We start from the raw sequence: 23,392 nt of genomic DNA, 5'->3' as shown, positions 1-23,392 counted from the left end.
GCTCCGGTGCAGGTCAGGCGGGTGTCGGGGGCCGCCGCGGGGTTCGGCGGACCATGATCCGGAGGGCCCCCGCAGGGACCCGGGCGACGTGGGGGCCGTCACGTCGGAGTACGTGCAGTGAGCATCCAGGGGCCGTCTTCCGTATGCAGAGGGCGGCGGGATGGTCATGCGCTCATGAGGAGGATGCCTTCGATGGCGTTACGAGGTTCGAAGGTGTGGCTGTGGCGCTGGCGGCGCAATCCGCTCAAGCGCCGCGCCGACAGGGTCGAGGCCTGGGTCGTGCTGGGGGTGTGGACGCTCACCGCGTTCGTCGGGATGCTGGCCGGCACGACGGTGAGCCGGTCCGTCGAGGACGGGCTGGCCCGGGAGCGCGTGGAGTGGCGGCCCCTCGTGGCCCGGCTCGACGAGCGGGCTCCCGGGCGGGCCTCCGAGAGCGGCGGCGTGTCCCGTACCGAGCAGGTGTGGGCGAAGGCGACATGGACCGCCGAGGACGGCTCCACTCACTCCGGACAGCTCCGGGTCCCGGCGGGCAGCGCCGCCGGGACACCGGTCACGGTGTGGACGGACCCCGAGGGCCGCCAGGTGACCCGCCCCGTCACCGAGTCGCAGGCCCAGGTACGGGCCTTCCTGATCGGCAGCGTGGCGGGCATCGGCGCCGCGGCCCTGCCGCTGGTCGGCGGCCGTGCGCTGCGCCGACGGCTGGAACGCCTGCGCATGGACCAGTGGGACGCCGAGTGGTCCCGCTTCGGGCCGATGTGGGGACGTACGACGGGGTGAGGCCTTCGGGGGCCGCTGACGGATCTCACCTACCCGTGTCCCACCCTGGTCAGAGCCCCCGGCACACCCGGGGATCTCACCTACCCGTGCCCCACCCCGGCCAGCGCCCCCCGGCACACCCGCAGCAACCCCTCGTCCTCGTGGATGTCGTGGCTGCCGTAGCCGCGGGCGCCGGCCCGGTGCCGCCGTGGGGACGCGAGCTCCGCCCGGAGCAGGTCGTGAAGGGATGCTCCCGCGGGCCCCAGGGCCGCCACGCACCCGGCGACCGTCGTGCGGGTGCGCGGGTCCTCCGCCCACGCGGAGCGGAGGACGGGGAGGAACTGCTCCGGCTCCCCGGCGATCCGCCACACCGCGCACGCCGCCGTGGCCCGCTCCCGTACGGCGCCGGAGCCGGCCATCCGCCGCAGCCCGGGCAGGGCAGGACGGGCCGCCGGTCCCAGTCGTGCGAGTGCGTCCGCGGCGGCCGCGCGGCGCCGCCGGTCGCCGCCGGTGTCCGTCAACTCCCGGAGCAGCACGGGCACCACGGCATCCGACCCGCCCGTGATCGACCACAGCGCTTCCGCTGCCACGACGGCGTGGTCCGTCTCCAGCAGGCCGCGCAGATCCGGTATCGCCTCGTACGCGGCGCCGCCGAACGCGCCGAGGGCACGGACCGCCGCCCTCGTGGCGGCGTCGCGCAGCCGCAGCCCGTCCGGCATGCCGCGCAGCAGGCGTACCACTGCCGGTATGGACTCGGCGTCGCCCAGTGCGGTGAGTGCCGACAGCAGGGGGGCGGCCCGGTCGTATGTGCCGGGGCCGTCGAGCGGAACGCGGGCGAGCCGGCGCCGCAGAGCGGGAGCGAGCGGCAAGGCGGCCGGCCCCAGGTGGGGTATCGCGTAACCCAGGTCGTCCGGCACGACCGGACCGGCCAGCACTTCGGCCAGCACCGGCGTGGCCCGAGGATCCCCCGTCCCGGCCAGGGCCTTGAGCGGACCGCCCAGCGTCGGCGCACCCCGCTCCCCGTGCCGTACGCGAAACTCGGGACGGCAGGTCACCAGCGCGTGGAGGTGGTCCGCCGCCGGAGCGGCCAGCTCGAAGAGCTCCACCAGGACGGCGACCGCCGCATCATGCAACCGGCCCTCATCGGCGCCCAGTTGGGCACCGATGAGGCCGACCGGTTCCGCGCCGCTCGTACGCCACTCGCGGAACAGCCCGGCCGACATCCACACGGCGTTGCACCGGTCGAGGGGATCCGGGCTGGTCAACTGCCCGCACAGCAGGGCGACCCGGTCGGTGACCCGGCTGCCGAGCGCGGAGTGCAGCGTCCGCATCAGCTGGGAACCCTCCTCGTCCGAGGGGCGCAGGCGCCGCAGCCGGTCGGCGAGCGTGTCCGTGCCGGGACGGTCGCCCGCGCGGCCGGTGCGGGTGTGCTCCCCGGATCTGTCCCGGAGCAACCGGACGACGGCCGGTACGAGATTGGCGGGAAGTAGCTCCGGCGCGCACCCCGCCAGCTGGCCGAGCGCGGCGAGCCGCAGCCCGGGCCCGTACGGTGGCCCGCTCAACTCCGCCAGCAGGTCCACTGCCTCGGAGGCGTGCCCCCGGTGCCGCTCGACGAACAGGCCCAGGCTCACGGCCAGGGCGAGCAGCACCCGGTCGTCCCGCTCCACGGTGATCCGCTCCCGCAACAGGGCGAGCACACGGTCCGGTGGGCCGAGGAACCGCACGAGCGCACCCGCAGCCGCCCGGCGAACCTCGGCATCCGCGTCCCCCGCGAGCCGGACGAAGACATCGGCACCCGCGTGCAGGGCGGCAAGAGATCTCGCGGCGATGTCCTCCGCGGCGCCCTCGTGACCTGCGATGTCACCGATGCTGACGAGGAGTTCCACGACCCCTGCCCGGTCCCGCACCTCCTCGCGGACGGCGAGCGCGAGGAGAAACGGAACACAGGCGAGCGTCGCGTCGTACACGCCTCCCTGGTGGTGCACGGCGCCGTACATCCCGTCGAGCGCGCTCTCCCGCTCGACCGGGTCGGCGGAGGCCAGTCCCCGCAGGAGTCCGGGCACGTCCTCCGCGCTGCCGTCCGCATGCCGCAGCGAGGCCCAGTCGACCTCGTCGATCCCCCTGAACACGTTGTCCTCCCCAGGCGAAGTACCAACTGACGGGGAGTCTGCACCACGGCACTGACAACGAAGCGGAATCGGGAGATGACGGTGCGCGAACTGAGCGCCCGTTGGCTGACGACAGCTCAGTCCCGCGCCGGGAAGCGGTGGTTCAGCCTCCGCTCAGTCCCCGTCGGGCAACGCGCGCTCCAGGATCGCGTCCAGGCCGGCCGTCTCCGGCAGCGTCCCGAACGCCTGCCCCCAGTCGCCCCCGAGCCGGGTCGCGCAGAACGCGTCCGCGACCGCCGGCGGGGCGTGCCGGACGAGGAGGGAGGCCTGGAGCGTCAGGGCCATCTGCTCCACGAGCCGGCGGGCCGTCGTCTGCGACGCCTCGGACAGCCCGTTCTTGAGCCGGGCCACGGCCGCGTCCAGCCGGGCGTCCGCGCCCCGGGCGAGGGCCAGCTCGCCGAACAGCGCCTCGGCGGTGCCCGGTTCACGGCTCAGCGCCCGCAACACGTCGAGGGCGTTGACGTTCCCCGAGCCCTCCCAGATCGACAGCAAGGGAGCCTCGCGGTAGTGCCGGGGCATGCCCGAGTCCTCGACGTAGCCGTTGCCGCCGAGGCACTCCAGTGCCTCCGCTGTGAAGGCCGGGCCCCGCTTGGTCACCCAGTACTTGCCGACGGCGGTGGCGATCCGGCGGAACGCGGCCTCCGCCCCGTCCGCGTCGTCTCCGCGGATCGCCCGGTCGGCCGCCCCGGCCAGGCGCAGGGTGAGCGTGGTGGCGGCCTCGGACTCCAGCGCCAGATCGGCCAGCACATTGCGCATCAGCGGCTGGTCCACCAGCCGGGCGCCGAACGCGCTGCGGTGGCGCGCGTGGTGCCCCGCCTCGACGAGGGACTTGCGCATCAGCGCGGCCGACATCATCACGCAGTCAAGACGTGTGCAGTTGACCATCTCGATGATGGTCTTGACGCCGTGGCCCTCGGGCCCGACCAGCCAGGCCACGGTCCCGTCGAACTCGGGCTCGGAGGAGGCGTTGGAGCGGTTGCCCAGCTTGTCCTTCAGCCGCTGGATGCGGAAGGTGTTGCGGGTGCCGTCGGGCAGCACGCGCGGTACCAGGAAGCAGGACAGGCCGCCCGGGGCCTGCGCCAGCACGAGGAACACGTCGCACATCGGCGCCGAGGTGAACCACTTGTGCCCGCGCAGGGTGTACACCCCGGGCTCGGTCGTGGGCGTGGCCGTCGTGGTGTTCGTCCGGACGTCGGAACCGCCCTGCTTCTCGGTCATCCCCATGCCCGCCAGCAGGCCCCGCTTCTCCGTGGGCACCCGGAGGCCGGGCTCGTACTCCCGGCTCGTCAGCAGCGGCTCGTAGACCTTCGCCAGCTCCGGCTGCCTGCGCAGCGCGGGGACCGCCGCGTAGGTCATCGACGTCGGACAGCCGTGGCCGGCCTCGGTGTGCCCCCAGACGAGTCCGCCGGCGGACCGGGCGACATGCGCGCCGGGCCTGTCGTCCGCCCAGGGTGAAGCGGCCAGTCCCTCCGTGATCGCGGTGCGCATCAGGTGGTGCCAGCTCGGGTGGAACTCGACCTCGTCCACGCGGTTGCCGTACCGGTCGTGCGTGCGCAGCTCCGGCTCGTGACGATTGGCCAGATCGGCCCACTCCTGCGCCTGGGCGCTGCCGGCCTGCCTGCCGAGCCGGCGCAGTTCCTCCTCGGCCCACCCGGCGCCCTCCCGCCGCAGCCCTTCCAGCAGAGCCGTGTCGTCGGAGGCGTCGTACGGGGTGAGGGGAGGGGCCTGGTTGGTGACGTCGTGCGTGGCGGGTCCGCCGTACGCCTGCTGTTCGTCGAGTGTCGAGACCATGCACCGAGTGTTGCACTCTGTCTACGACCGCAGCAATAGTGCAACACCGAATGCCGCCGCGTACAGTACGTGACCATGCCGATGAACGTTCCGGCGCGGCCCGGCGCGCTCGACCTGCGTCCCCTGTCCGCGCGGTCGGTCGTACTGAGCCTGCTGCTCGGGACGCATCCCCCCGAGGTGCCGGTCAGGGAGCTCGTGCGGCTCGTGGAGGGCTTCGACGTCGGCGGCTCCACGCTGCGGGCGGCGCTCAGCCGGATGGTGGCCGCCGGTGACCTGCGGCGCACGGACACCGGCTACCGCCTCAGCGACCGGCTGCTGGAACGCCAGCGCCGCCAGGACGACGCCGTGCACCCGTGCACGCGCGCGTGGGACGGCGACTGGGAGATGGTCGTGATCACCGCCACGGGGCGCGGACCCGCCGAACGCGCCGAGCTGCGGGCCCGGCTGACCGCCCTCCGTCTCGCCGAACTCCGCGAGGGGGTCTGGCTCCGGCCCGCCAACCTGGACCGTGCCCTCCCCGGCGATCTGGACCAGGTGTCCCAGCGCTACACGGCCCGCCCCGACCGGCCCCCGCGCGACCTGGCCGCGTCCCTGTGGCCGCTGAACACCTGGCCTGCCACGGCCCGCGCGCTGCTCGCCCACATCGCCGACGCGCACCGCCCGGCCGATCGCCTGGCCGCCTTCGCCGCCGTCGTACGCCATCTGCTGGCCGATCCGGTCCTGCCGCCCGGGCTCCTGCCCCCCGACTGGCCCGGCGCCGAGCTGCGCGTGGCCTACACCGACTACCAGCGGGAGCTGATCGGGGAGGTCCGCGCGCGCGTGCGGGGCGCATGACGCGGACGGCCGTGCGCAGCGCCCGTCGGGACGCCACGCACGGCCGCCTTCACCGTGGGGGGTCTACCTGTAGGTGACGTCCGAGGTGGAGTACAGGCAGTTCTTGCTGTCGGGTCCCGACCCCACAGCGGTGTTGTTGTTGTACTTCTGGCAGGGGACGACCTTGCGGCCGGAGTCGTTGCGGATCGTGATGTTGCGCAGCGTCGCCGCGTCGTTGCGGTTGACGTTGATGCCGACGATCCGCGCGGTGGAGCCCGTGCCGGTCACGTCGATGGTGTTGAGGTTGACCTTGCGCGTGTACTGCGTGGAGCAGTCGCCGCAGGAGCGGTAGAGCGTCTTGAACTCCTGCACCGCGAAGTTGGAGATGTTCAGCGTGCCGCCGCCGTTGTGCTGGAAGACCTTGTCCGCCGCCTTCTTCGCGCCGCCGCCGATCACCTGGTAGGTGGCGCCGTTGCCGCCGCGGAAGGTGGCGGCGTCCTCGCCGACGTCCTCCCACCAGACGTTCTGCAGCGTGCAGCTGCCCTCGCAGTGGATGCCGTCGGCCGCGGGGGCGCCGAGGATGACGTTCTTCAGCACCGCGCCGTCCGCGAGCTTGAAGATCGGGTCCTGGCCCTCCTCCTGGCCGTCACCGGCCAGGTCTCCGGTGCCGTAGTACCGCTTCATCCCGTAGTCCTTGGTGCCGGACACGGAGATGGTGGAGGAGGTCCCCTGGCTGCCGTTGGGGGTCGGCCAGGTCGCGGCGCTCGCCGTGGGCGCATTGGTAGTCATGATCATGCCAACCGAGAGGCCGAGGGTGGCCAGTGCGCCGGTCAGCGCGCGCCTGCGGGCGCGCGGACGTGTCGCAGAAGTCATGTCCCGATTCCTTCTGTCGAATGAGTGAGTGGGTGGGGAGGTGGGGTGTCCGTGCGGACGGGGTGTCAGAGCTTTCCGGCGCCCGCACCCGACGTCACCGAGGTGACGACGGACGAGGCCGGCTCCGCCGCATAGCCGTACGGCGGGCTGGTGAAGCTGCCGACGCGCGAGACCTCGGTCGCGGCTCCACCGAGATCGTTGCCGCGCAGGTTGGCGTATCCGTCGACGTCGCTGCTGCGGTTCGTCGTGACAGCGACCTTCGTCGAGCGGAAGACGTTGTTCTCGACCAGCATCTGGGCGCCCATGCGCGAGTGGCAGGCGGTGTCGGCGCCCTCGACGTAGTTGTTGTAGAAGTGCCCGGTGCCGAAGCGCAGGCTGGGGATGCGCGAGTACACGTTGGCGAAGTGGTTGTGGTGGTACGTCACCTTCAGCTTGCCGGTGTCCTGGCTCGCGTTGTTGTCGCTGTGGCCGACGAGCGAGCCCTTGAAGTGGTTCTTGAATGTGTTCCAGGACACCGTGACGTTGTCCGCGCCGTGGTTGACGTCCAGCAGACCGTCGTAGAAGTCCTTGTCGTGATCACGGTCGGCCGAGAAGGAGTTGTGGTCGATCCAGACCTTGGTGGACGCCTCGACGGTGATGCCGTCGGCGGGCGCGACCGGCTTGCTGATGTTCAGGTTGCGGACGACGACGTTCGAGACCTTCTTCAGCCGCAGTCCGCCACCGGTGAACCCGGACGCCGAACCCACGCCCAGGACGGTCGTGTTGGACCCGATGTCGACCTGACCGCTCAGCGAGATCAGGCCGTTGACCCGGACGACCTTGGCCGAGTCGCCGGTCACCGCCGACTTGAAGGCGCTCAGCGTGGAGACGGTGACCGCCGAGGCGCTGCCGCCGCCGGTCGTCCCCGCGCCGAACCCGATCGGCGAGGTCTCGGCGGCCCCGGCCGGCTGGGGAACGGCCAGGACCGCCACGGTCGCCAACGCGGACGCGGCGGCGACAGCCAGGGTGGATCTGTGTACGCGTGTGCGTGGGGGAGTACGCATGTGGGGTGCGTCCCTTCGTGGTGCCGTCATGGTGCAGATCGGTCATGTACATGAATGACGTTCGCCATGTTGTTCACCGCGCGTGCTGTGTACGACCGACCCGGAGGTCGCGGTCACACTGCTGAACGGAACGTAGGGGGCAAGCGCTTTCTAGTCAACGCCTCGCGCAGAACACATTCGGCCGCTCCTGGTCAGGGCGGGGGGCGTCGCGAGGGCGGTGTGGGAGCGCTTCCATGAAAGCCATGTGCATGTCACCATGCCGACGAACGCTTCCCTTCACGAGAGGGCGGGTCGATGAGGACTCCGCGCATGCGTACGTTCGTCAGTGGACTCGTGTTCATGCTGGTGGCCGTCGGCGCCCTTGCCGTGCCGCCGGGACCGGCCGCCGCCGGCACCTCGCGGCCCGGCCACGAGGGCTCGCTGCCGGGTTCGTTCACATGGTCGTCGAGCGGCCCGCTGATCAGCCCCAAGCCGGACGCGGCCCACCCGATCCTCTCGGTCAAGGATCCGACGGTCTTCCGCTACCGCGACCGCTGGCACGTCTACTTCACGACCGCCGACACCGCCGGACGCTGGAGCCTGGGACACACGAGCTTCACCGAGTGGTCCGAGGCCGCCTCGGCACCCCAGACGTTCCTGGACGCCAACCCGAACATCGGCGACCGGTACGCCGCCGCGCCCCAGGTGTTCTACTTCGCGCCCCAGCGGACCTGGTACATGGTGTACCAGACCGGGCCCCCGTCCTACTCCACGACCAAGGACCCCTCGGATCCGCTCAGTTGGAGCGCGCCGCGCGACTTCTTCGGCAGTGAGCCGCCGATCGTCACCGAGAACAAGGGCGACGGCGCCTGGCTGGACTTCTGGACGATCTGCGACCGGACGGACTGCTACCTGTTCTTCTCGGACGGCAACGGCCACCAGTACCGCTCGCGCACCAGCCTCGCCGCGTTCCCGAACGGCTTCCGCGACACCGCCATCGTGCTGTCCGAGCCCAACCGCTTCGACCTCTTCGAGGCGGGCAACGTCTACCGGCTGGGCGACGGCTCCGGCTACCTCATGCTCGTCGAGGCGCTCGCGACCGGATCCGACTGGCGGCGCTGGTTCCGGGCCTGGCGGGCCGACAGCCTGGGCGGCGCCTGGACACCGCTCGCCGACACCGAGGCCAACCCGTTCGCCCGCTCCAGCAACGTCACCTTCGAGGCCGGACAGCCGGCCTGGACCAGGGACTTCAGCCATGGCGAGATGATCCGCGCCGGTGTCGACCAGACCCTCACGATCGACCCGTGCCGCCTGCGGTTCCTCTATCAGGGGATGGACCCCGCCGCGAGCGGCGAGTACTACCGGCTGCCCTGGCGGCCGGCCCTGCTGACCCAGACGAACTCCACCTGCTGAACCGCCGTACGACGTCCTGCGAGCCGCACCCCACAACGGAAGGACACGGACGTGCCCGCCACCCCCCGTCCCACGGCGAGGAGACCGCTGCGGTCGATCCTCCTCGCGCTCGTCGCCGCGCTGCTGCCGATGCTCGCGGCCACGGTGCTCACCGCGCCCTCGGCCGCCGCCCGCGAGCCGGCCGGCGGGTCCGCCCGCGAGGAGGCCGTACCCGCCGCGGCCCTCACCGAGGTCACGAACTTCGGTACGAACCCCAGCAACCTGCGGATGTACCTGTATGTACCGGAGAGCGTCACGCCGAATCCGGCGGTCGTGGTCGCCGTGCATTGGTGCACCGGCTCGGGCCCGGACATGTACAACGGCACCGAGTACGACACGCTGGCCGACCAGTACGGGTTCATCGTGCTCTACCCGTCCGTCACCCGCAGCAGCAAGTGCTTCGACGTCTCCTCGCCCCAGGCGCTGCGCCGCGGCGGCGGCAGCGACCCGGTCGGCATCAAGTCGATGATCGACTGGGTCACCCGCACCTACGACGCCGACACCGGCCGGGTGTTCGCCACCGGCATCTCCTCCGGCGCGATGATGACGAACGTCCTGCTCGGCGACTACCCCGACGTGTTCGCGGCGGGCGCCGCCTTCTCGGGCGTCCCGTTCGCCTGCTTCGCCACCACCGACGGCTCCGAGTGGAACAGCGACTGCTCGGGCGGCACGCTCACCCGCACCCCCAAGGAGTGGGGCGATCTGGTCCGGGGCGCGTACCCCGGCTACACCGGTCCCCGCCCGCGGATGCAGATCTGGCACGGCACCCAGGACGACGTCCTGCGCTACCCCAACTTCGGGGAACAGATCAAGCAGTGGACGAACGTGCACGGGGTGAGCCAGGCGCCGACCGCCACGGACACGCCCCAGTCCGGCTGGACCCGCACCCGCTACGGCGGCACGGGTGACCGGGCGCCCGTGGAAGCCATCAGCCTCCAGGGCGTCGGCCACAACCTGTACGCCCAGGGCATGGCGTCCCGCGTGCTCACCTTCTTCGGCCTGGACAGCTCGGGCCCGGCGCCGCAGCCCCAGCCGGGCGCCTGCAAGGTGACGTCCACGGTCAACGCCTGGAACACCGGCCTGACCGCGTCCGTGACCCTCACCAACACCGGTACGACGACGGTCAACGGCTGGAAACTCGGCTTCACGCTCCCCGCCGGCCAGACCGTCACGGGCGGATGGGGCGCCACGTACGCGCCGTCGTCCGGGGTGGTCACCGCCACCAACGTGACGTACAACGGCACGATCGCGCCGGGCGCGAGCGTCAGCATCGGCTATCAGGCGAGCCACGGCGGCAACAGCGCCGCTCCGGCCGCGTTCACGCTCAACGGGGCGGCGTGCACGGCCGGTTGACGCACCAGGCGCTCCGAGGTCCGGGTGCCGGTCAGACCGACCGGTGGTACTGGTCCGGCACCCGGACCTCACCGCCGAGTTCCCGCGCCGCGTGCCGGGCCCACGAGGGGTTGCGCAGCAGTTCCCGGCCCAGCAGGACGGCGTCCGCCTCGCCGTTGGCCAGGATCTTCTCGGCCTGCTCGGCGTCGGTGATCAGCCCCACCGCGGCGACCGGCAGGGTCGTCTCGGCCTTCACCCGGGCGGCGAAGGGCACCTGGTAGCCGGGGCCGGTGGGGATCCGGGCCCCGGAGGCGTTGCCACCGCTGGAGACATCCAGCAGGTCGACGCCGTGGGCCCGCAGTCTGGCGGCGAAACGGACGGTGTCGTCCGCGGTCCAGCCGCCGTCCTCGAGCCAGTCGGTCGCCGAGATGCGGAAGAACAGCGGCTTGTCCTGCGGCCACACCTCCCGTACGGCGTCCACCACTTCGAGGGCGAAGCGGACGCGGTTCTCGTACGAGCCGCCGTAGGCGTCGGTGCGGTGGTTGGAATACGGGGAGAGGAACTCGTTGATCAGGTAGCCGTGGGCGCCGTGGATCTCGGCGATCTCGAAACCGGCGGCGAGCGCGCGGCGGGCCGCGGCCGCGAACTGCCCGACGATGTCCTTGATCTGGTCGACGGTCAGCTCGGCCGGGGCCGGGTGCCGCTCGTCGAACGCGAGAGGGCTCGGCGCCACGGAGTCCCACCCGTACGCGTCCGGGCCGACCGGGGCGCCACCCTTCCAGGGGCGCTCCGTCGAGGCCTTGCGGCCGGCGTGGGCCAGCTGGACGGCCGGCACGGTGCCCTGCGCGGCGAGGAAACGGGTGATGCGGCGGAACGCCTCCACCTGCGTATCGTTCCAGATGCCGAGGTCGTAGGGCGAGATGCGGCCCTCCGGGGACACGGCGGTGGCCTCGACGATGATCAGGCCCGTGCCCCCGGCCGCGCGGGCGGCGTAGTGCGCGAAGTGCCAGTCGTTCGGGGCGCCGGCCTCCGGGCCATCCGGTGCCGCCGAGTACTGGCACATCGGGGGCATCCACACCCGGTTCGGGATCGTCACATCGCGCAGGGTGCAGGGCTCGAAGAGCGCGGTCACGGCGGACTCCATTCAGTGCGGGGCCGGTGTCGACTCGTACGATAGGCATCGTAGTACGGTGGATGTCAAACTACGAGGGTTCTCGTACTATGGAGGTCCCCGAGGAAGTGGAGTCCCCGTGACGTCCCCCGCCGTGAGCAGCCGCGCCCTGCCCCATCCCGAGCATGACGAGATCCGGCTGGAGGACGTGCTGCACGCGCTCTCCGAACCGATGCGGCTGCGGATCGTGCGGGAGCTTGCCGCGGCGAGCGGGGAGTTGTCCTGTTCGCACTTCGACCTGCCGGTGACGAAGTCCACGACCACGCATCACTTCCGGGTGCTGCGGGAGAGTGGGGTGATCCGGCAGGTCTACCGGGGGACGGCGAAGATGAACGGGCTGCGGCGGGATGATCTGGAGGAATTGTTTCCGGGGCTGTTGGATGCGCTGCTCGATGCGGCGGGGAGGCAGGCCGGGCGGCTTGCCCCTTAAGGAACCTTGCTGTGTGCGGCGTTCATCAGGGACTGCCAGTCGGGCAGCTTCACCACGCCCCTGCCCAGCGACGCTCCCAGCTCCGCCTCCGCCCGTTCGATCGACTGCCAGCCCGTCCACTCGACCGGGTCCGCGCCCGCTGCGCGCAGGGCTGTGAGCGTGTCCTGGGGGACGTCCCTGGCGGCGAGGAGCGGGGCGTCCTCCAGGAGGGACATCGCCGTTTCCTTCGCGCAGGGGCGGTTCGTGCCGATCACACCCGTCGGGCCGCGCTTGATCCAGCCGGCCACATACTCGCCCGGCGTGACGACGCCCTCGCGCAGGACCCGTCCGGCCAGGTTCGGCACGGTGCCGGTCTTCGCGTCGAACGGCAGACCCTCCATCGGCACTCCGAGGTAGCCCACCGAGCGCAGCACCAACTGCGCCTCGATGTCCTCGTACCGGCCCGTGCCCGTCACGCCGCCGTGCCCGTCCGGTGCCGTCCGCTCGAACCGCACCGCGCCCACGTGGCCCTGCTCGGCGAGCAGTTCGACCGGGCGGAGGAAGAAGCGGAGGTGGATCCGGTGCGGGGCGTCTGCCGGCGGTGACTCGGCCCAGCCGCGCAGCACCTCCACGTTGCGCCGCTGCGGGGCGGGCAGCGCGGAGGGGTCCGTGTACCCCGGGTCCGGCGCCAGCTCCGCCGGGTCCGCGACGACGCCGGCCCCCGGCAGGGTGCCCAGCTCGCGCAGCTCCTTGGTGGTGAACCGGGCCTGGGACGGGCCGCGCCGGCCCACCATGTGGATCTCGGTCACCCGGCTCGCCGCCAGCGCGGTCAGGGCCGCCTGCGGCATGTCGGTCGGGCTGAGCTCGGCCAGCCCCCGGGCCAGCATCCGGGTGACGTCCACGGCGACGTTCCCCACGCCGATGACCACGGCCGACCGCGCGTCCCGCAGGAAACCGCCGTCCACGGCGTCCGGGTGGGCGCTGTACCAGGACACGAACTGGGTCGCCGACCAGCTCCCCGGCAGGTCCTCCCCGGGGATGCCCAGATGCCGGTCCGTGGCGGCGCCCACGCAGTACACCACCGCGTGGTAGAGCTCCCGCAGCCGGGCGGCCGGCACCCCGCCGGGGCCCACCTGCACCCCTCCGATGAACCGGACCCGGTCGTGCTCCAGGACGGCGCGCAGGTTGTTCTGCAGCGACTTGATCTTCTCGTGGTCGGGTGCCACGCCGTAGCGGACCAGGCCGTACGGGCACGGCAGCCGGTCCAGGACGTCGACGCACACCCCGGAGTCAAGCTGGACGAGGCTCTGGGCGGTGTAGCACCCGCTCGGCCCGGAGCCTACGACGGCGACTCGCAGCACGGCGGAACTCCTTACCCGTGGGATCCCGGGGGATCTCCGGAGAGCGCTGATGTCTCCAGCATCGCACCGGCCGGGCTCCGCTGACAGGGTGCTGTGCTCCGACCGGGGCGCGTGTCGGATCTATAGCGAATGTGATCATGCGGTTACGTTCCGTGTGTGCTGGAAGCATCCTTTCTTAATCTTTCTGATCGCTCTCCGGTGGACGGCGCGGTGTCCGTGCGGCCCGCGTGGGAAGTGCGGGAGAACGAGGACGCCACGCGGTGGTTCGACGTCCGGATCGCCTTCACGGACGGCGCCCACGTCGACGCGCTGGCGGTCGTGTCCGGCGGTTGCGTCGGTGTCGAGGACGTACGCGCCCAGCCCGCGCTGTCCCTCGACGACCTGGCGGTGCTCGCCGACTGGTTCGAGGAATCGCTGGCCGAGGCGTGCGGCGCCGGTGCGGGCCCGGCTCCCGAGGGCTGTGCGAGCCCGGGGCGCCGGGCCCGGCCGGTCTGGCCGGGCGGCGCTGAGGGGCGGTGGCTGGTGGCACAGGAGTACCGCGCGGCCCAGCAGGACGGCGCCGACCCGGTGCTCGCCGTGATGTGCGCGACCGGGCACAGCCGCCGCAAGTCGCTGAGGCTGATCGGCCAGGCCCGGGACGCGGGCCTGCTCGCGCCCCGCCGCGCACGGCCTCAATGATGTTCGGCAACGACATCGTCTGGCTTGAAAGGATTCTTGCGGCGCCGAATATGTATTCTTCTGGAAGAAGGCGCCATCGAGGTATCCCGAGAGTGCGGTATAGGCACTCCATGTGGAGGTGGAAATCGCGACGTACAGGATGAACTTGCGCAGCGGGTATCTCACCACCACCGCCGTTCCTGTGGCGAGATAGCGTCCAACCGGAATAGAAAGGCGCCGACCGTCGTAGCGGCGATGACAAGCATGATGTTCGTCTGCCCGGTTGCCCCGGCGATTCCTGCGAGGATCACGAGGGGTTCACTCAGATCGTCAGTGAGTACTCAGTGGTACGTCTCGACGCTACGAGCAGCCGCCGCCTGCATCAAATGCAATGTGCTTCGCCCTGCCCGACTCCCCCAACCTGCGCAAAGTGGCGGGCGACGTGAACGACGCGGCCAGTATCGCCGCCGTCGTGGACGGGGATTCCGTGGTCCTTTCCGCGCTCGGCACGGACCGGGCCGGGATTCTCCTGACCGGCGCCCGGGCCGTCGTCGCCGCCGGCCCACGGCGCGTCATCTGGCTCGGTGCCTACGGCACGGGCCCGTCGGCCGAAGCGGCGGGGGAGGGTGCGGGCGTGCTCGCCAAGGTGCTGGGTGACCGGCTCGCGGACAAGGTCGAAGCCGACAACACCGTTCTCGCGGCCAGGCGTACTGCTCGCGAACCTCCAGGCCAATGACGCGGCTGTCGTCGACACGTTGCGACCGGCGTTGACCGAGGCCCTGCCGAGCGCGGGCTGGCTCAACGACGAACACGGATCGGGACCGCTGGCCACGGGCGAGTGGTGGCTCATCGACCCGGTCGGTGGCAACGTCAACGCCGTGCACGGCATGCCCGACTGGAACATCGGCGTGAGCCTCGTCCGCGACGGCCGCCCGGTGCTGGCGGTGGTCTACGTCCCGGTCCTCGACGAGATGTTCACCGCGACCGAGGGCGGCGGGGCGTTCCTCGACGGTGTACGGCTGCGGGTTTCGGCCAAGACGTCGTTGGACGGCGCACTGGCCGGGACCGGCCAGGCTCAGCCGGGTCACGACCCCGAGCTCGCGAAGCGGATGGGCTCCGCCTTCCCCGCGATGACGAACTCCGCCCTATACGTGCGGATCTCCGTACCGGTGACCCATCAGCTCGCCCAGGTCGCCGCGGGCCGGATGGATGTGCACTGGCAGTTCGACAACGTCCGGTCCCACGCGGCGGGCGTGCTGCTGGTCCAGGAGGCCGGAGGCGTCGTGACCGACCTCGAGGGCAAACCGTGGGAACTGGCCGGCGAGAGCTACCTCGCCGCCGCGCCGGGTGTGCACGCCGCCGCGCTGGAAGTCCTTACCGCCTGAGGGAAGTCCGGTTCCATCTTCCTCATCGCCGACGTCGACGTCCGTGCGGGGGCCTTGGGCCTGTCAGCGTCCACTGGTTCAGAGCATGTCCCGCATCCGCGTGATCTCGCTGGTCTGCTGGGCGATCACCTCGTCGGCCATCTCCTCGACGCGGATGTTGTTGCCCTGCCCCTTCACATCCGTGGCCATGGTGATCGCGCCCTGGTGATGGGTCGTCATCAGGGTCAGGAAGAGGTGGTCGAAGGCCTTGCCGTCGGCCGCGCGGAGCTTCTTCAGCTGGGCCTCGGTCGCCATGCCGGGCATCGTGGCGTGTTCGTGCCGCCCGGCCCTCAGCGGCTTGCCGTACGACTTCAGCCAGCCCTTCATGGCCTCGATCTCGGGTTTCTGGCCGGCTGAGACGCGCTCGGCGATGCGCTTCACCTTGCTCGACTCGGCACGCCTGGGGACGAGTTCGGTCATCACCAGGGCCTGGGTGTGGTGCTCGATCATCATGCGGACGTAGGAGACGTCGGCCGAGTTGGGGGAGTCGTTCTCCGGGCGCTGGTCGGCGGCTTCCTCGGCGGACAGGGTGCGGTTCGCCTCGCCGGGCTCACCCGGCGCGATCACGGCGGGCCCGTCGGCGGCGGCAGGCTTCCGGTCCGGACCGGAGTCACAGCCCCCGGCCGCGAGCACGGCCAGGGCGACCAGCCCCGTCGTGACGACGGACGCACGAGACACGCGGCGGAAGAGCACAACGACCTCCTGTGGCGGGCGGGTTGGGACGCACCTCGTGTTACGGACGACGTACTGGCACGCTTCCGCGGGTCATTGATCGGAAAACTTCATTGCGATTCTGTTGCCCTCTATTGGTATGTGCATGGCGAAGACGATACTGCGTGGTGCGTGAACCGTTCCGCAGCGAACGGAACCAGGGAGGAAAACAGTGATCCTGTTGAACGACCCCAGAACACGCCGCAGACGCCTCGGAGTTGCCGCTGCCGCCGGTGGGCTGCTGGCCGCGCTCCTCACAGCGGCACCGGCAGGGGCCACCCCCGACCCGGGGGACGCGCCGCCCGCGCCGAAGAAGGTCTCCAAGAGCGCCCAGGCCGAGGTCCGTGAGGCCATCGAGAACGGCGAGATACCCGGCCAGGACGAGATCGTCCACTCCGACAACATCCAGCACCTGGCCCACGTCCCCAAGGACGTGCTGCAGGGCACGAACTCGGACCTCGCCTTCCAGGGCAGGTACGCGTTCGCGGGCAACTACGACGGCTTCCGCATCTTCGACATCAGCGACCCCAAGGCGCCGAAGACCGTCTCCCAGGTGCTGTGCCCCGGCTCGCAGAACGACATCTCCGTCTCCGGCAACCTGCTGTTCCTGTCCACCGACTCCTCGCGCAGCGACAGCAGTTGCACCAGCACCACCCAGCCGGCGACCGAGAAGTCCTCGTGGGAGGGCATGAAGGTCTTCGACATCAGCGACAAGCGCAACCCGAGGTACGTCGCCGCCGTCGAGACCGCCTGCGGCTCGCACACCCACACGCTGGTGCCCGAGCGCCGCAACGTCTACGTCTACGTCTCCTCGTACTCGCCGAACGCCGCCTACCCCGACTGCCGGCCGCCGCACGACGGCATCTCCGTCATCAAGGTGCCGCGCAACGCCCCCGAGAAGGCGAAGGTCGTGGGCTTCCCCGTGCTGTTCCCCGGTGAGGGGCCGGACGGCGGCGGCAACCCGGGCGGGCCCACCAACCCGGGCGTCTCCAAGACCACCGGCTGCCACGACATCACCGTGCTGCCGTCGGAGGACCTGGCCGCGGGTGCCTGCATGGGCGACGGCATCCTGTTCTCCATCAAGGACCCGGAGCGCCCGAAGGTCATCGACCGCGTCCAGGACAACGTCAACTTCGCGTTCTGGCACTCGGCGACCTTCAACCAGAAGGCGAACAAGGTCGTCTACACCGATGAGCTGGGCGGCGGCGGAGCGGCCACCTGCAACGCGGAGATCGGCCCGACCCGTGGCGCCGACGGCATCTACGACATCGTCGGCAAGGGGGACAAGCGCAAGCTCGTCTTCCGCAGCTACTTCAAGATCCCCCGCCACCAGGCGGACACCGAGAACTGCGTGGCCCACAACGGCTCGCTGATCCCGGTGAAGGGCAAGGACCTGATGGTCCAGGCCTGGTACCAGGGCGGCGTCTCCGTCTGGGACTTCACCGACTCGGCCAACCCGAAGGAGATCGCCTACTTCGACCGCGGCCCGCTGACCACGGACACGATCAAGTCGGGCGGCTCGTGGTCGGCCTACTACTACAACGGCTACATCTACTCGAACGAGTACGCCAGGGGCTTCGACGTCCTGAAGATCGACGACCGGCGCACGGCCCCGGCCCGCTCGGTCCACCTGCGCGAACTCAACGTCCAGACGCAGCCGGACTACTTCGACTGACCCTCCGGGCCGTACCCCGGGGCGGCCCCGGTCGCGAAGAACCGCGACAGATCCCTGTCACCCGTCCCGTCGGAGGCTCCGGTCTCCGGCGGGACGCCCAGCTCCCAGTCGAGCCGGTAGCGCTGGAACAACTCGGCCCGCAGCACCGGGACCGGCATCGGCGCCCCCGGCACCAGCGCCGCGTACACGGCGCCCATCAGCAGGGCGCGCAGCATCGGATAGTCGCTGTCGACGTCCCGCGACCCGAGCCCGGCGACGGTGTCCCGCAGCAGTTCGGCAAGCCGCCGCTGCTCCGGGCAGGGCACGAAGCCCTCGGCCTGCAGCAGCCCGGCCATGTGCTGGCGCATCAGCACGGGCCGGTCCCCGGCCAGAGCCAGGATCGCGTCGATGGCCCGCGCCATCCGCTCCCGGCCGTCCTCGGTGCGCGGCTCGCGCTCCAGCGCCTCCTCCAGCGTGCGGTGCATCAGCCGGTGCACGGCGGACTGTACGAGCTGGCGCTTGCCGGGGAAGTAGTAAGAGACCAGGCCACGCGCCGAACCCGCCCGGTCGGCGATGTCGCCGAGCGTCGTCGCCTCGAATCCGCGCTCGTCGACCAGCTCGACCGCCGCCTGCAGAAGCCGCTCCTTCGAACGTCTCCGCAACTCTTCATTGACCGAGGCGCTGCGCGGGGACATGCTGTAACTCCTGCGTTGACTGGCTGCCAGCCAACTATACTCGGAGCGTCCGGCCGGGGCCGCGCGGTCCCAGCCGGGGATGCCGTCTGCCTCGGGCGACACGGGGGATCGTCCGAGGCGGGCGAGCAAAGGACCAGATGGTCGCCTCGGGCTGCTTGTTCCGGCGGTGCGACCCTCAGCTCACCAGATCCAGGACCGGCCGCAGCCCGTCCGGCCGGTCGGTCACCGGCAGATGGTCCACGAAGTGCACCCCGCAGCCCAGGGCCGTGGCGCCGCCGTCCGCCCTGCGGTCGTCGCCGACCATGAGCGTCCGGCGCGGATCGGCGCCCAGCGCCTCGCAGGCGGTGGCGAACAGCCGCGGGTCGGGCTTCTGGATGCCGTGCTCGTACGACAGGACGTACACGTCGATGTAGGGATCCAGGCCGTGTGCGCGGAAGACCGGGCGCAGGTCCCAGCCGATGTTGCTGACCACCCCGACCGGGATGCCCCGCTCGCGCAGGGTGCGGAGCACCTCGACGGCGTCCGGGTACGGGGCCCAGGCGTCCGGGTTCATGTGGCGGTCGTACAGCGCGTCGTGCAACGTCGGGTCGGGCAGCGTGACTTGGCGGGAGACGCCGGTGTACGCGGCCCGGTGCAGCTCGGCGCTCTGGTCCCGGATCTGCCAGGCGTCGGCCAGTTCCGCCGGCACCCGCGCGGGATCGCCACCGCCCGGCAGCGCCCCCGCGGCCTCCAGTGCCCGCGCCGCGGCGGTCACCTCCGCCTCCGCGAGCCGGATGGCGGAGGCGGCCAGGGTGCCGCGCAGCCAGGAGTCGGTGGACTCGACACGGAAAAGGGTCCCGGAGAAGTCGAACAGCACGGCGGTCATGGCGTGATCCTACGAGGACGCGTCTGGCTCCCGCGGGTGTTCACGGATGCCGGCGCGCTGGTGCACCCACACCGCCAGGGCCACGACCAGCGCGCCCAGCAGCCAGCCGCCCAGCACGTCCGACGGCCAGTGGACGCCCAGCCAGACGCGGGTCAGCCCGACCCCGATCACCGAGACGACGGCCACGGTCAGGGCCGAACGCCACACGGCACGGCTCACACCGTGGCGGTGCAGGAGCCACAGGAAGAGGCCGCACACGACCGTGGCGGTCATGGCGTGGCCCGACGGATAGGCCGAATAGTGGGCCGAGTCGACGGGGTCGGGCCAGACCGGGCGTGGACGGTCCACAGCCGCCTTGAGAGCCTGCTGCAGCAGCGTGCCCAGCGTGACGGCCAGTGCCAGCCACACCGCCGTCCAGCGCGCCGCGAGCCGCACGACGAGCCAGACGACGACGGCCGCGCACAGCAGACGCATCGTCCACGGATCCCACACCCAGTCCGTGAGGACGCGGAACGCCTGGGTGATGCCGGGTTCGTCGACCGCCCAGCGGTGGGTGGTGCCGGAGATGTCTCCGTCCGTGGTGATCAACGGGCTCCATCTGACCGCGACGAGGGTCAGCAGCAGAGCCGAGCACAGGGCCAGGACACCGGCGGAACCGGCGGCGGTGCGGTGCTCGGGACGGGGCGGGGAGTCGACGGACGGGGAGTGCATGATGCGATCCTCGCCGAACCCGGGCCTCCGGATCCAGTGCGGTGGCGATCTTCGCACCCGGGGACCACAGGCTTCGGCCACTTCGAGGCCCCCGGCGCCCGTGTCACATGCGCCGTCTATCCCAGCGCCCGCAGCCCCGGTACGAACGCCAGCAGCACCGGCACCACGGGCACCAGCGCGGCCGCCGCCGTCAGCCGCAGGCGCCGTGCCGCGGTCAGCCGGTCCGGGGGAGTGAGCAAGCGGTGCACCCGCGCCGGGACATGGGCCTGCGGTGTCGGGCAGGGGCCGAACACTCCGCGGTGCTCGTTCAGTTCGACCAGGGCGAGGGCCGTGGTCAGCCGGCCGAAGCGGCGGGAGGCCGTGTCGTCGGCGGCGAGTTCGACCAGGCGGTGCATCTCGTCGCGGAACGCGGCGAACACCGGTACCTGCGGAAAGCCGCCCGCCAGAGCGGAGGAACAGTTCAAGAGCCAGTCGTGCCGGGCCCGTGCGTGCCCCTGCTCATGGGCGAGCACGGCATCCAGCTGCCGGCCCTTCAGCCGGCGCAACGCGGCCGTGGTGACGACCAGTTGCGGCGGGGCGCCGGGCAGCCACCAGGCGTCGGGCCGCTCGCTCTCCAGGACGACGAGCCGGCCGGACACGGTCACCTCGCCCGGCAGCAGCGGGGCCCGGACCAGCAGGTCGGCGCGCCGGCGGCGGCGCCGGGCACGCGCCCGGCCGACCTCGCGGACCAGCATCGCCGCGCTCCACAGGCCCCCGCAGGCCAGCGCCACCGCCGTGGTCGCCGCCCAAGGGCCCGCCGTACCGAGGGCATAGGCCTCGACGGCGGCGCTCGGCGCCGTCGCGAAGACATGCCCGCCGACCGCGTGCCAGGCTGCCGCCGCGCTGAGCGTCATCGACAGCGCACAGCACACGAGTACGGCCGCCACCGCGCACTGCCACACCCACAGCGCCACCACCGGCTCACGATCCGGCCAGTCCGCCCGGGCGAGCAGCCGGGGAGCCACCACGGCGGTCAGGGCGCCGAGCAGCAACAGTGCCGCGGGGAGCATCATGGGAGGCAGCCTATGAGCGCGGCGCCGCCCAGGGGTACGACTTGTGGCGCCGAAGTGACGCAGGCAACGGATCCGTACGGCGATCCGTACGGTGCGACGAGGCGGTCCTGCTCACAGCGTCAGCAGCATGGCCACCATCGCGATCCCCATGGACAGCCGGCACGCCCGCGCCAGCTCCGGCCGGTCGCCCCACCCGGCGGACCCGACGCTCCCGGCCACGGCGGGCACCGGCACCAGCCGGACGCCGGTCAGCAGCACGTATCCGGCGAAGTAGAGCAGCAACGCCCCCGTCAGGAGCGGCACTCCCGATCCGCCCTGACCGTGCGCGTGTGCGGGGGAGCCCGCCATGACGACGGACATGTAGACCATCGCCGCGGCGCCCGCCAGATGATGGAGGTGGCGCGCCCCGGCCCGCGCCGCCCACAGCGCGTGCACCGCTGCCGCCCCGAACACGGACGCGTACGCGAGCCAGGCCCACGAGGGCGGGGAGAACACCGCCGCCGGCACCGCCATCGCCGCCATCCCGAAACCCATCAGCGCCTCGCCGCCGCTGCGCATCCGCACCAGGCAGTAGGCGCCGGTCACCGCGCAGAGCGCCACCAGCAGCCAGCCGGACGAAGCCGGTCCGTGCACGCGCACCTCCCCGCTCGACAGTCGGTCATTCGATGCCCCGGCCATGCGGCGCGCACGCGAGCGCAGAGATGTACACGGGGAGCATTCGACGGAGCACGGCAGGTGAGCGGCTCGGCCTCGTGATGATGTTTTACGAGTAAAACACCTGCTAATGTTGTGGGAATGAGCAGCGCGAACCCCCCACCCGCCTCCCCGCCCGTTCGGCGTCTTCCGCTGGCAGGCGTGCTGCGCGTCGGCCGGCCCTCCGAGATCTGGTTCAAGCCCGCGCTGAGCGTGGTCGCGTCGATCGCCCCGCCCAACCTCACCCTCCTGGCGCTCGGCCGGCTCGACCTGGCGATGTACACGATGGCCGGGGCCCTGTGTGCGCTGTACGCCCACAACCGCCCCTACGCCGCCCGGGCCGTGACCCTGGTGTGGGTGGTGCTCGGCATGCTCGGCGGGCTGGCCGTCGCCCTGGTCGCCGCCTCGCTCACCGGCAGCGCCGTCGTGCTGGTCACGGTCGGCGCCCTGCTGGCCGCCGCGCAGAAGGTGCTGTGCGACGCCACCCGCGTCGGCCCGCCGGGCAACGTCGTCCTCACGTTCGTCAGCTCCGCCTCCCTGTTCGCGCCGCAGACCCTCGCCCAGGTCCCCGGCCATCTGGCTCTGGCCGCCGTGACGGGTGCCTGGGCCTGGCTGGTCTGCATGGCGCCCGCGCTGGTCCGGCCGCACGGCCCGGAGCGCCGTGCCACCGCCGGCGCGCTGAAGGCCGCGGCCGCGTACGCGGACGCGTTCGCCACGGGCGAGGATCATGCCCGGGCCCGTGCCGCGGGCTACGCCGCCGTCCAGGCCGCCTGGCAGTCACTGCTGTCCACCGGAGCACCCTCCAGGACCCGGCGCGCACTCGAACGGCTCGTCGTGCGGGCCGAGGTCGCCCTCGCGGCGCCGGCGGAGTCGGATGCCGGCCGGCTGCGTGCGTGGGCCCGCGCGCTGCGCGGTACCGGCCCCGTCCCGCAGGCCGGTCTGCCGCGGGCGGCCGCCGACGAACTGCTCGGAGTGGACGCGGCCCGCTCCCTCTGGACCCGGCTCGGCCCGCTGACCCCGCTGGCGGTGCGCACCGCGCTCGGCTGCGCGCTCGCCGGATACGCCTCCCTCGCCCTCGGTATCGGCCGCCCCTACTGGGCCCTGGTCACCGCCGCCTCGCTCTACCAGGCCAATATCGCCCTGACCTGGAGCCGGGCCGTCCAGCGGGTCGTCGGCAACGTCGTCGGCGTGCTCGTCTTCGCGGCCGTCGCACCGCTCGCGCACCTGGACCAGGCGGTCCTCGTGCTGTGCTGCCTCGCGTTCAGCTTCGGTGCCGAGGTGCTGATCAGCCGCAACTACTGGCTCGGCAGCGTCTGCGTGACCCCCATGGCCCTGCTCATCACCGAGTTCGCGGGATTCCAGGAGCCCGGCGAGCTGATGACGGAGCGCGTCGTGGACACCGTCGTCGGCGCCCTGGTCGGCTTCGTCGCCGCCGTGGCCGTCACCAACCGGCGCGCGGGCGACCGGGTCGAGCGGGCCCTGACCACCGCCGACCGGGCCCGCGAGCACGCCGCCCGCCTCCTGGCCGAGCCGGACCCCGGCGCAGCAGCCCTGGAGTCGGCCCGCCGCGGTCTCGCCGTCGCCCTGGTGGACCTGCGGGCCACCGCCGACGCCGCGGCCGGCGAATGGTGGCAGCGTGCCCTGCCCCAGGAGCGGGTCGTGCTCGCCGAGCAGTCCGGACACCGTACGCTCGCCGCTACGGCACGACGCCAGGGGCTGCTCCCGGACCGGGGCACGGGCACAGAGACGGAGGGCGCACGGCCATGACGGCGACGGAAGGAC

22 protein-coding genes are annotated in these 23,392 nt (G+C 71.9%); 10 read left to right on the top strand and 12 right to left on the bottom strand.

The genetic code is table 11. The features are described from left to right. The first annotated feature begins 192 nt into the window (after positions 1-192). A complete protein-coding gene (locus OHU35_RS04790; protein WP_189724151.1) occupies positions 193-777 on the top strand; it encodes a hypothetical protein in 585 nt (194 codons plus the stop codon). An 80-nt stretch (positions 778-857) separates the two neighbouring features. Here the strand turns inward: OHU35_RS04790 and OHU35_RS04785 are convergent, their stop codons facing one another. Then, on the bottom strand, positions 858-2,885 hold the full coding sequence (locus tag OHU35_RS04785) for a HEAT repeat domain-containing protein (RefSeq protein ID WP_405504811.1): 2,028 nt from the start codon (positions 2,883-2,885) through the stop codon (positions 858-860). Between the two features lie 153 nt (positions 2,886-3,038). Then, on the bottom strand, positions 3,039-4,715 hold the full coding sequence (locus OHU35_RS04780; protein ID WP_189724149.1) for an acyl-CoA dehydrogenase family protein: 1,677 nt from the start codon (positions 4,713-4,715) through the stop codon (positions 3,039-3,041). 75 nt (positions 4,716-4,790) lie between these two features. On the opposite strand from OHU35_RS04780, the gene OHU35_RS04775 reads away from it, so the two are divergent. Further along, positions 4,791-5,549 carry a PaaX family transcriptional regulator C-terminal domain-containing protein gene (locus OHU35_RS04775; protein ID WP_405504809.1) on the top strand — a complete coding sequence of 253 codons (759 nt, stop codon included), beginning with the start codon at positions 4,791-4,793 and terminating at the stop codon, positions 5,547-5,549. Between the two features lie 63 nt (positions 5,550-5,612). Here OHU35_RS04775 and OHU35_RS04770 read toward each other — a convergent pair whose 3' ends face one another. Together OHU35_RS04770 and OHU35_RS04765 are read right to left on the bottom strand one after the other, a co-directional pair. After that, positions 5,613-6,401, bottom strand: coding sequence for a pectate lyase (locus tag OHU35_RS04770; RefSeq protein ID WP_189724147.1), 789 nt, complete (start codon positions 6,399-6,401; stop codon positions 5,613-5,615). 65 nt (positions 6,402-6,466) lie between these two features. Continuing rightward, a complete protein-coding gene (locus tag OHU35_RS04765; protein WP_189724146.1) occupies positions 6,467-7,444 on the bottom strand; it encodes a polysaccharide lyase family 1 protein in 978 nt (325 codons plus the stop codon). 309 nt (positions 7,445-7,753) lie between these two features. Here OHU35_RS04765 and OHU35_RS04760 point away from each other — a divergent pair, with 309 nt between their 5' ends. Next, on the top strand, positions 7,754-8,836 hold the full coding sequence (locus OHU35_RS04760) for a non-reducing end alpha-L-arabinofuranosidase family hydrolase (RefSeq protein WP_189724145.1): 1,083 nt from the start codon (positions 7,754-7,756) through the stop codon (positions 8,834-8,836). A 96-nt stretch (positions 8,837-8,932) separates the two neighbouring features. Beyond that, entirely contained in the window at positions 8,933-10,228 is a 1,296-nt protein-coding gene (locus tag OHU35_RS04755) for a PHB depolymerase family esterase (RefSeq protein ID WP_405509174.1), read from the top strand. Positions 10,229-10,259: 31 nt separating this feature from the next. Here the strand turns inward: OHU35_RS04755 and OHU35_RS04750 are convergent, their stop codons facing one another. Continuing rightward, positions 10,260-11,339 (bottom strand): NADH:flavin oxidoreductase/NADH oxidase, encoded by a 1,080-nt coding sequence (locus OHU35_RS04750; protein WP_405504807.1) that lies wholly within the window; start codon positions 11,337-11,339, stop codon positions 10,260-10,262. 118 nt (positions 11,340-11,457) lie between these two features. On the opposite strand from OHU35_RS04750, the gene OHU35_RS04745 reads away from it, so the two are divergent. Then, positions 11,458-11,808, top strand: coding sequence for a helix-turn-helix transcriptional regulator (locus tag OHU35_RS04745; RefSeq protein WP_189724143.1), 351 nt, complete (start codon positions 11,458-11,460; stop codon positions 11,806-11,808). Here OHU35_RS04745 and OHU35_RS04740 read toward each other — a convergent pair. Further along, positions 11,805-13,148, bottom strand: a complete 1,344-nt coding sequence (locus OHU35_RS04740) for an FAD-dependent oxidoreductase (RefSeq protein WP_405504805.1) — start codon at positions 13,146-13,148, stop codon at positions 11,805-11,807. The genes OHU35_RS04745 and OHU35_RS04740 overlap by 4 nt on opposite strands. A gap of 210 nt (positions 13,149-13,358) precedes the next feature. Here OHU35_RS04740 and OHU35_RS04735 point away from each other — a divergent pair, with 210 nt between their 5' ends. The 3 genes from OHU35_RS04735 (at position 13,359) to OHU35_RS04725 (ending at position 15,190) form a co-directional block, all read left to right on the top strand. Further along, on the top strand, positions 13,359-13,826 hold the full coding sequence (locus OHU35_RS04735) for a DUF6214 family protein (protein ID WP_189724141.1): 468 nt from the start codon (positions 13,359-13,361) through the stop codon (positions 13,824-13,826). A gap of 370 nt (positions 13,827-14,196) precedes the next feature. Further along, positions 14,197-14,541 (top strand): NAD(P)H-binding protein, encoded by a 345-nt coding sequence (locus OHU35_RS04730; protein WP_405504803.1) that lies wholly within the window; start codon positions 14,197-14,199, stop codon positions 14,539-14,541. A 31-nt stretch (positions 14,542-14,572) separates the two neighbouring features. Then, positions 14,573-15,190, top strand: coding sequence for an inositol monophosphatase family protein (locus OHU35_RS04725; protein WP_405504801.1), 618 nt, complete (start codon positions 14,573-14,575; stop codon positions 15,188-15,190). A gap of 78 nt (positions 15,191-15,268) precedes the next feature. On the opposite strand, the gene OHU35_RS04720 is transcribed toward OHU35_RS04725, so the two are convergent. Then, complete coding sequence (locus tag OHU35_RS04720) at positions 15,269-15,922, bottom strand: DUF305 domain-containing protein (RefSeq protein WP_189724137.1); 654 nt, start codon at positions 15,920-15,922, stop codon at positions 15,269-15,271. Positions 15,923-16,112: 190 nt separating this feature from the next. Between OHU35_RS04720 and OHU35_RS04715 the strand changes: the two genes are divergently transcribed. Then, positions 16,113-17,615 carry an LVIVD repeat-containing protein gene (locus OHU35_RS04715; RefSeq protein WP_189724136.1) on the top strand — a complete coding sequence of 501 codons (1,503 nt, stop codon included), beginning with the start codon at positions 16,113-16,115 and terminating at the stop codon, positions 17,613-17,615. On the opposite strand, the gene OHU35_RS04710 is transcribed toward OHU35_RS04715, so the two are convergent. From OHU35_RS04710 to OHU35_RS04690, 5 genes are all read right to left on the bottom strand, one after another. Next, positions 17,603-18,289, bottom strand: a complete 687-nt coding sequence (locus OHU35_RS04710) for a helix-turn-helix domain-containing protein (RefSeq protein ID WP_359895548.1) — start codon at positions 18,287-18,289, stop codon at positions 17,603-17,605. The two genes, OHU35_RS04715 and OHU35_RS04710, sit on opposite strands and share 13 nt — an antisense overlap. 175 nt (positions 18,290-18,464) lie before the next feature. Further along, positions 18,465-19,154, bottom strand: a complete 690-nt coding sequence (locus tag OHU35_RS04705; protein WP_189724134.1) for an HAD family hydrolase — start codon at positions 19,152-19,154, stop codon at positions 18,465-18,467. A 9-nt stretch (positions 19,155-19,163) separates the two neighbouring features. Beyond that, the gene (locus OHU35_RS04700) at positions 19,164-19,865 is read right to left on the bottom strand and encodes a phosphatase PAP2 family protein (RefSeq protein ID WP_359895549.1); all 702 of its coding nucleotides are present in this window, start codon (positions 19,863-19,865) and stop codon (positions 19,164-19,166) included. A 116-nt stretch (positions 19,866-19,981) separates the two neighbouring features. Continuing rightward, positions 19,982-20,917 carry a M56 family metallopeptidase gene (locus OHU35_RS04695; protein ID WP_189724132.1) on the bottom strand — a complete coding sequence of 312 codons (936 nt, stop codon included), beginning with the start codon at positions 20,915-20,917 and terminating at the stop codon, positions 19,982-19,984. Between the two features lie 111 nt (positions 20,918-21,028). Continuing rightward, a complete protein-coding gene (locus OHU35_RS04690; RefSeq protein ID WP_189724131.1) occupies positions 21,029-21,550 on the bottom strand; it encodes a DUF5134 domain-containing protein in 522 nt (173 codons plus the stop codon). Between the two features lie 162 nt (positions 21,551-21,712). On the opposite strand from OHU35_RS04690, the gene OHU35_RS04685 reads away from it, so the two are divergent. After that, positions 21,713-23,377 carry an FUSC family protein gene (locus OHU35_RS04685; protein ID WP_405504797.1) on the top strand — a complete coding sequence of 555 codons (1,665 nt, stop codon included), beginning with the start codon at positions 21,713-21,715 and terminating at the stop codon, positions 23,375-23,377. The last annotated feature ends 15 nt before the right edge of the window (positions 23,378-23,392 follow it).

Source organism: Streptomyces purpurascens, assembly GCF_045040895.1.
GTDB classification, from domain to species: domain Bacteria; phylum Actinomycetota; class Actinomycetes; order Streptomycetales; family Streptomycetaceae; genus Streptomyces; species Streptomyces purpurascens.
The sequence above is the reverse complement of the archived record's forward strand: the minus strand, read 5'-3'. Positions and strand labels throughout refer to the sequence as shown.

Coding starts and splice junctions, on each gene's coding strand:
- OHU35_RS04790 (WP_189724151.1), top strand. CDS start 193: ATGGCGTTACGAGGTTCGAAGGTGTGGCTGTGGCGCTGGCGGCGCAAT.
- OHU35_RS04780 (WP_189724149.1), bottom strand. CDS start 4,715: ATGGTCTCGACACTCGACGAACAGCAGGCGTACGGCGGACCCGCCACG.
- OHU35_RS04775 (WP_405504809.1), top strand. CDS start 4,791: ATGCCGATGAACGTTCCGGCGCGGCCCGGCGCGCTCGACCTGCGTCCC.
- OHU35_RS04770 (WP_189724147.1), bottom strand. CDS start 6,401: ATGACTTCTGCGACACGTCCGCGCGCCCGCAGGCGCGCGCTGACCGGC.
- OHU35_RS04765 (WP_189724146.1), bottom strand. CDS start 7,444: ATGCGTACTCCCCCACGCACACGCGTACACAGATCCACCCTGGCTGTC.
- OHU35_RS04760 (WP_189724145.1), top strand. CDS start 7,754: ATGCGTACGTTCGTCAGTGGACTCGTGTTCATGCTGGTGGCCGTCGGC.
- OHU35_RS04730 (WP_405504803.1), top strand. CDS start 14,197: ATGTGCTTCGCCCTGCCCGACTCCCCCAACCTGCGCAAAGTGGCGGGC.
- OHU35_RS04710 (WP_359895548.1), bottom strand. CDS start 18,289: ATGTCCCCGCGCAGCGCCTCGGTCAATGAAGAGTTGCGGAGACGTTCG.
- OHU35_RS04705 (WP_189724134.1), bottom strand. CDS start 19,154: ATGACCGCCGTGCTGTTCGACTTCTCCGGGACCCTTTTCCGTGTCGAG.
- OHU35_RS04700 (WP_359895549.1), bottom strand. CDS start 19,865: ATGCACTCCCCGTCCGTCGACTCCCCGCCCCGTCCCGAGCACCGCACC.
- OHU35_RS04695 (WP_189724132.1), bottom strand. CDS start 20,917: ATGATGCTCCCCGCGGCACTGTTGCTGCTCGGCGCCCTGACCGCCGTG.
- OHU35_RS04685 (WP_405504797.1), top strand. CDS start 21,713: ATGAGCAGCGCGAACCCCCCACCCGCCTCCCCGCCCGTTCGGCGTCTT.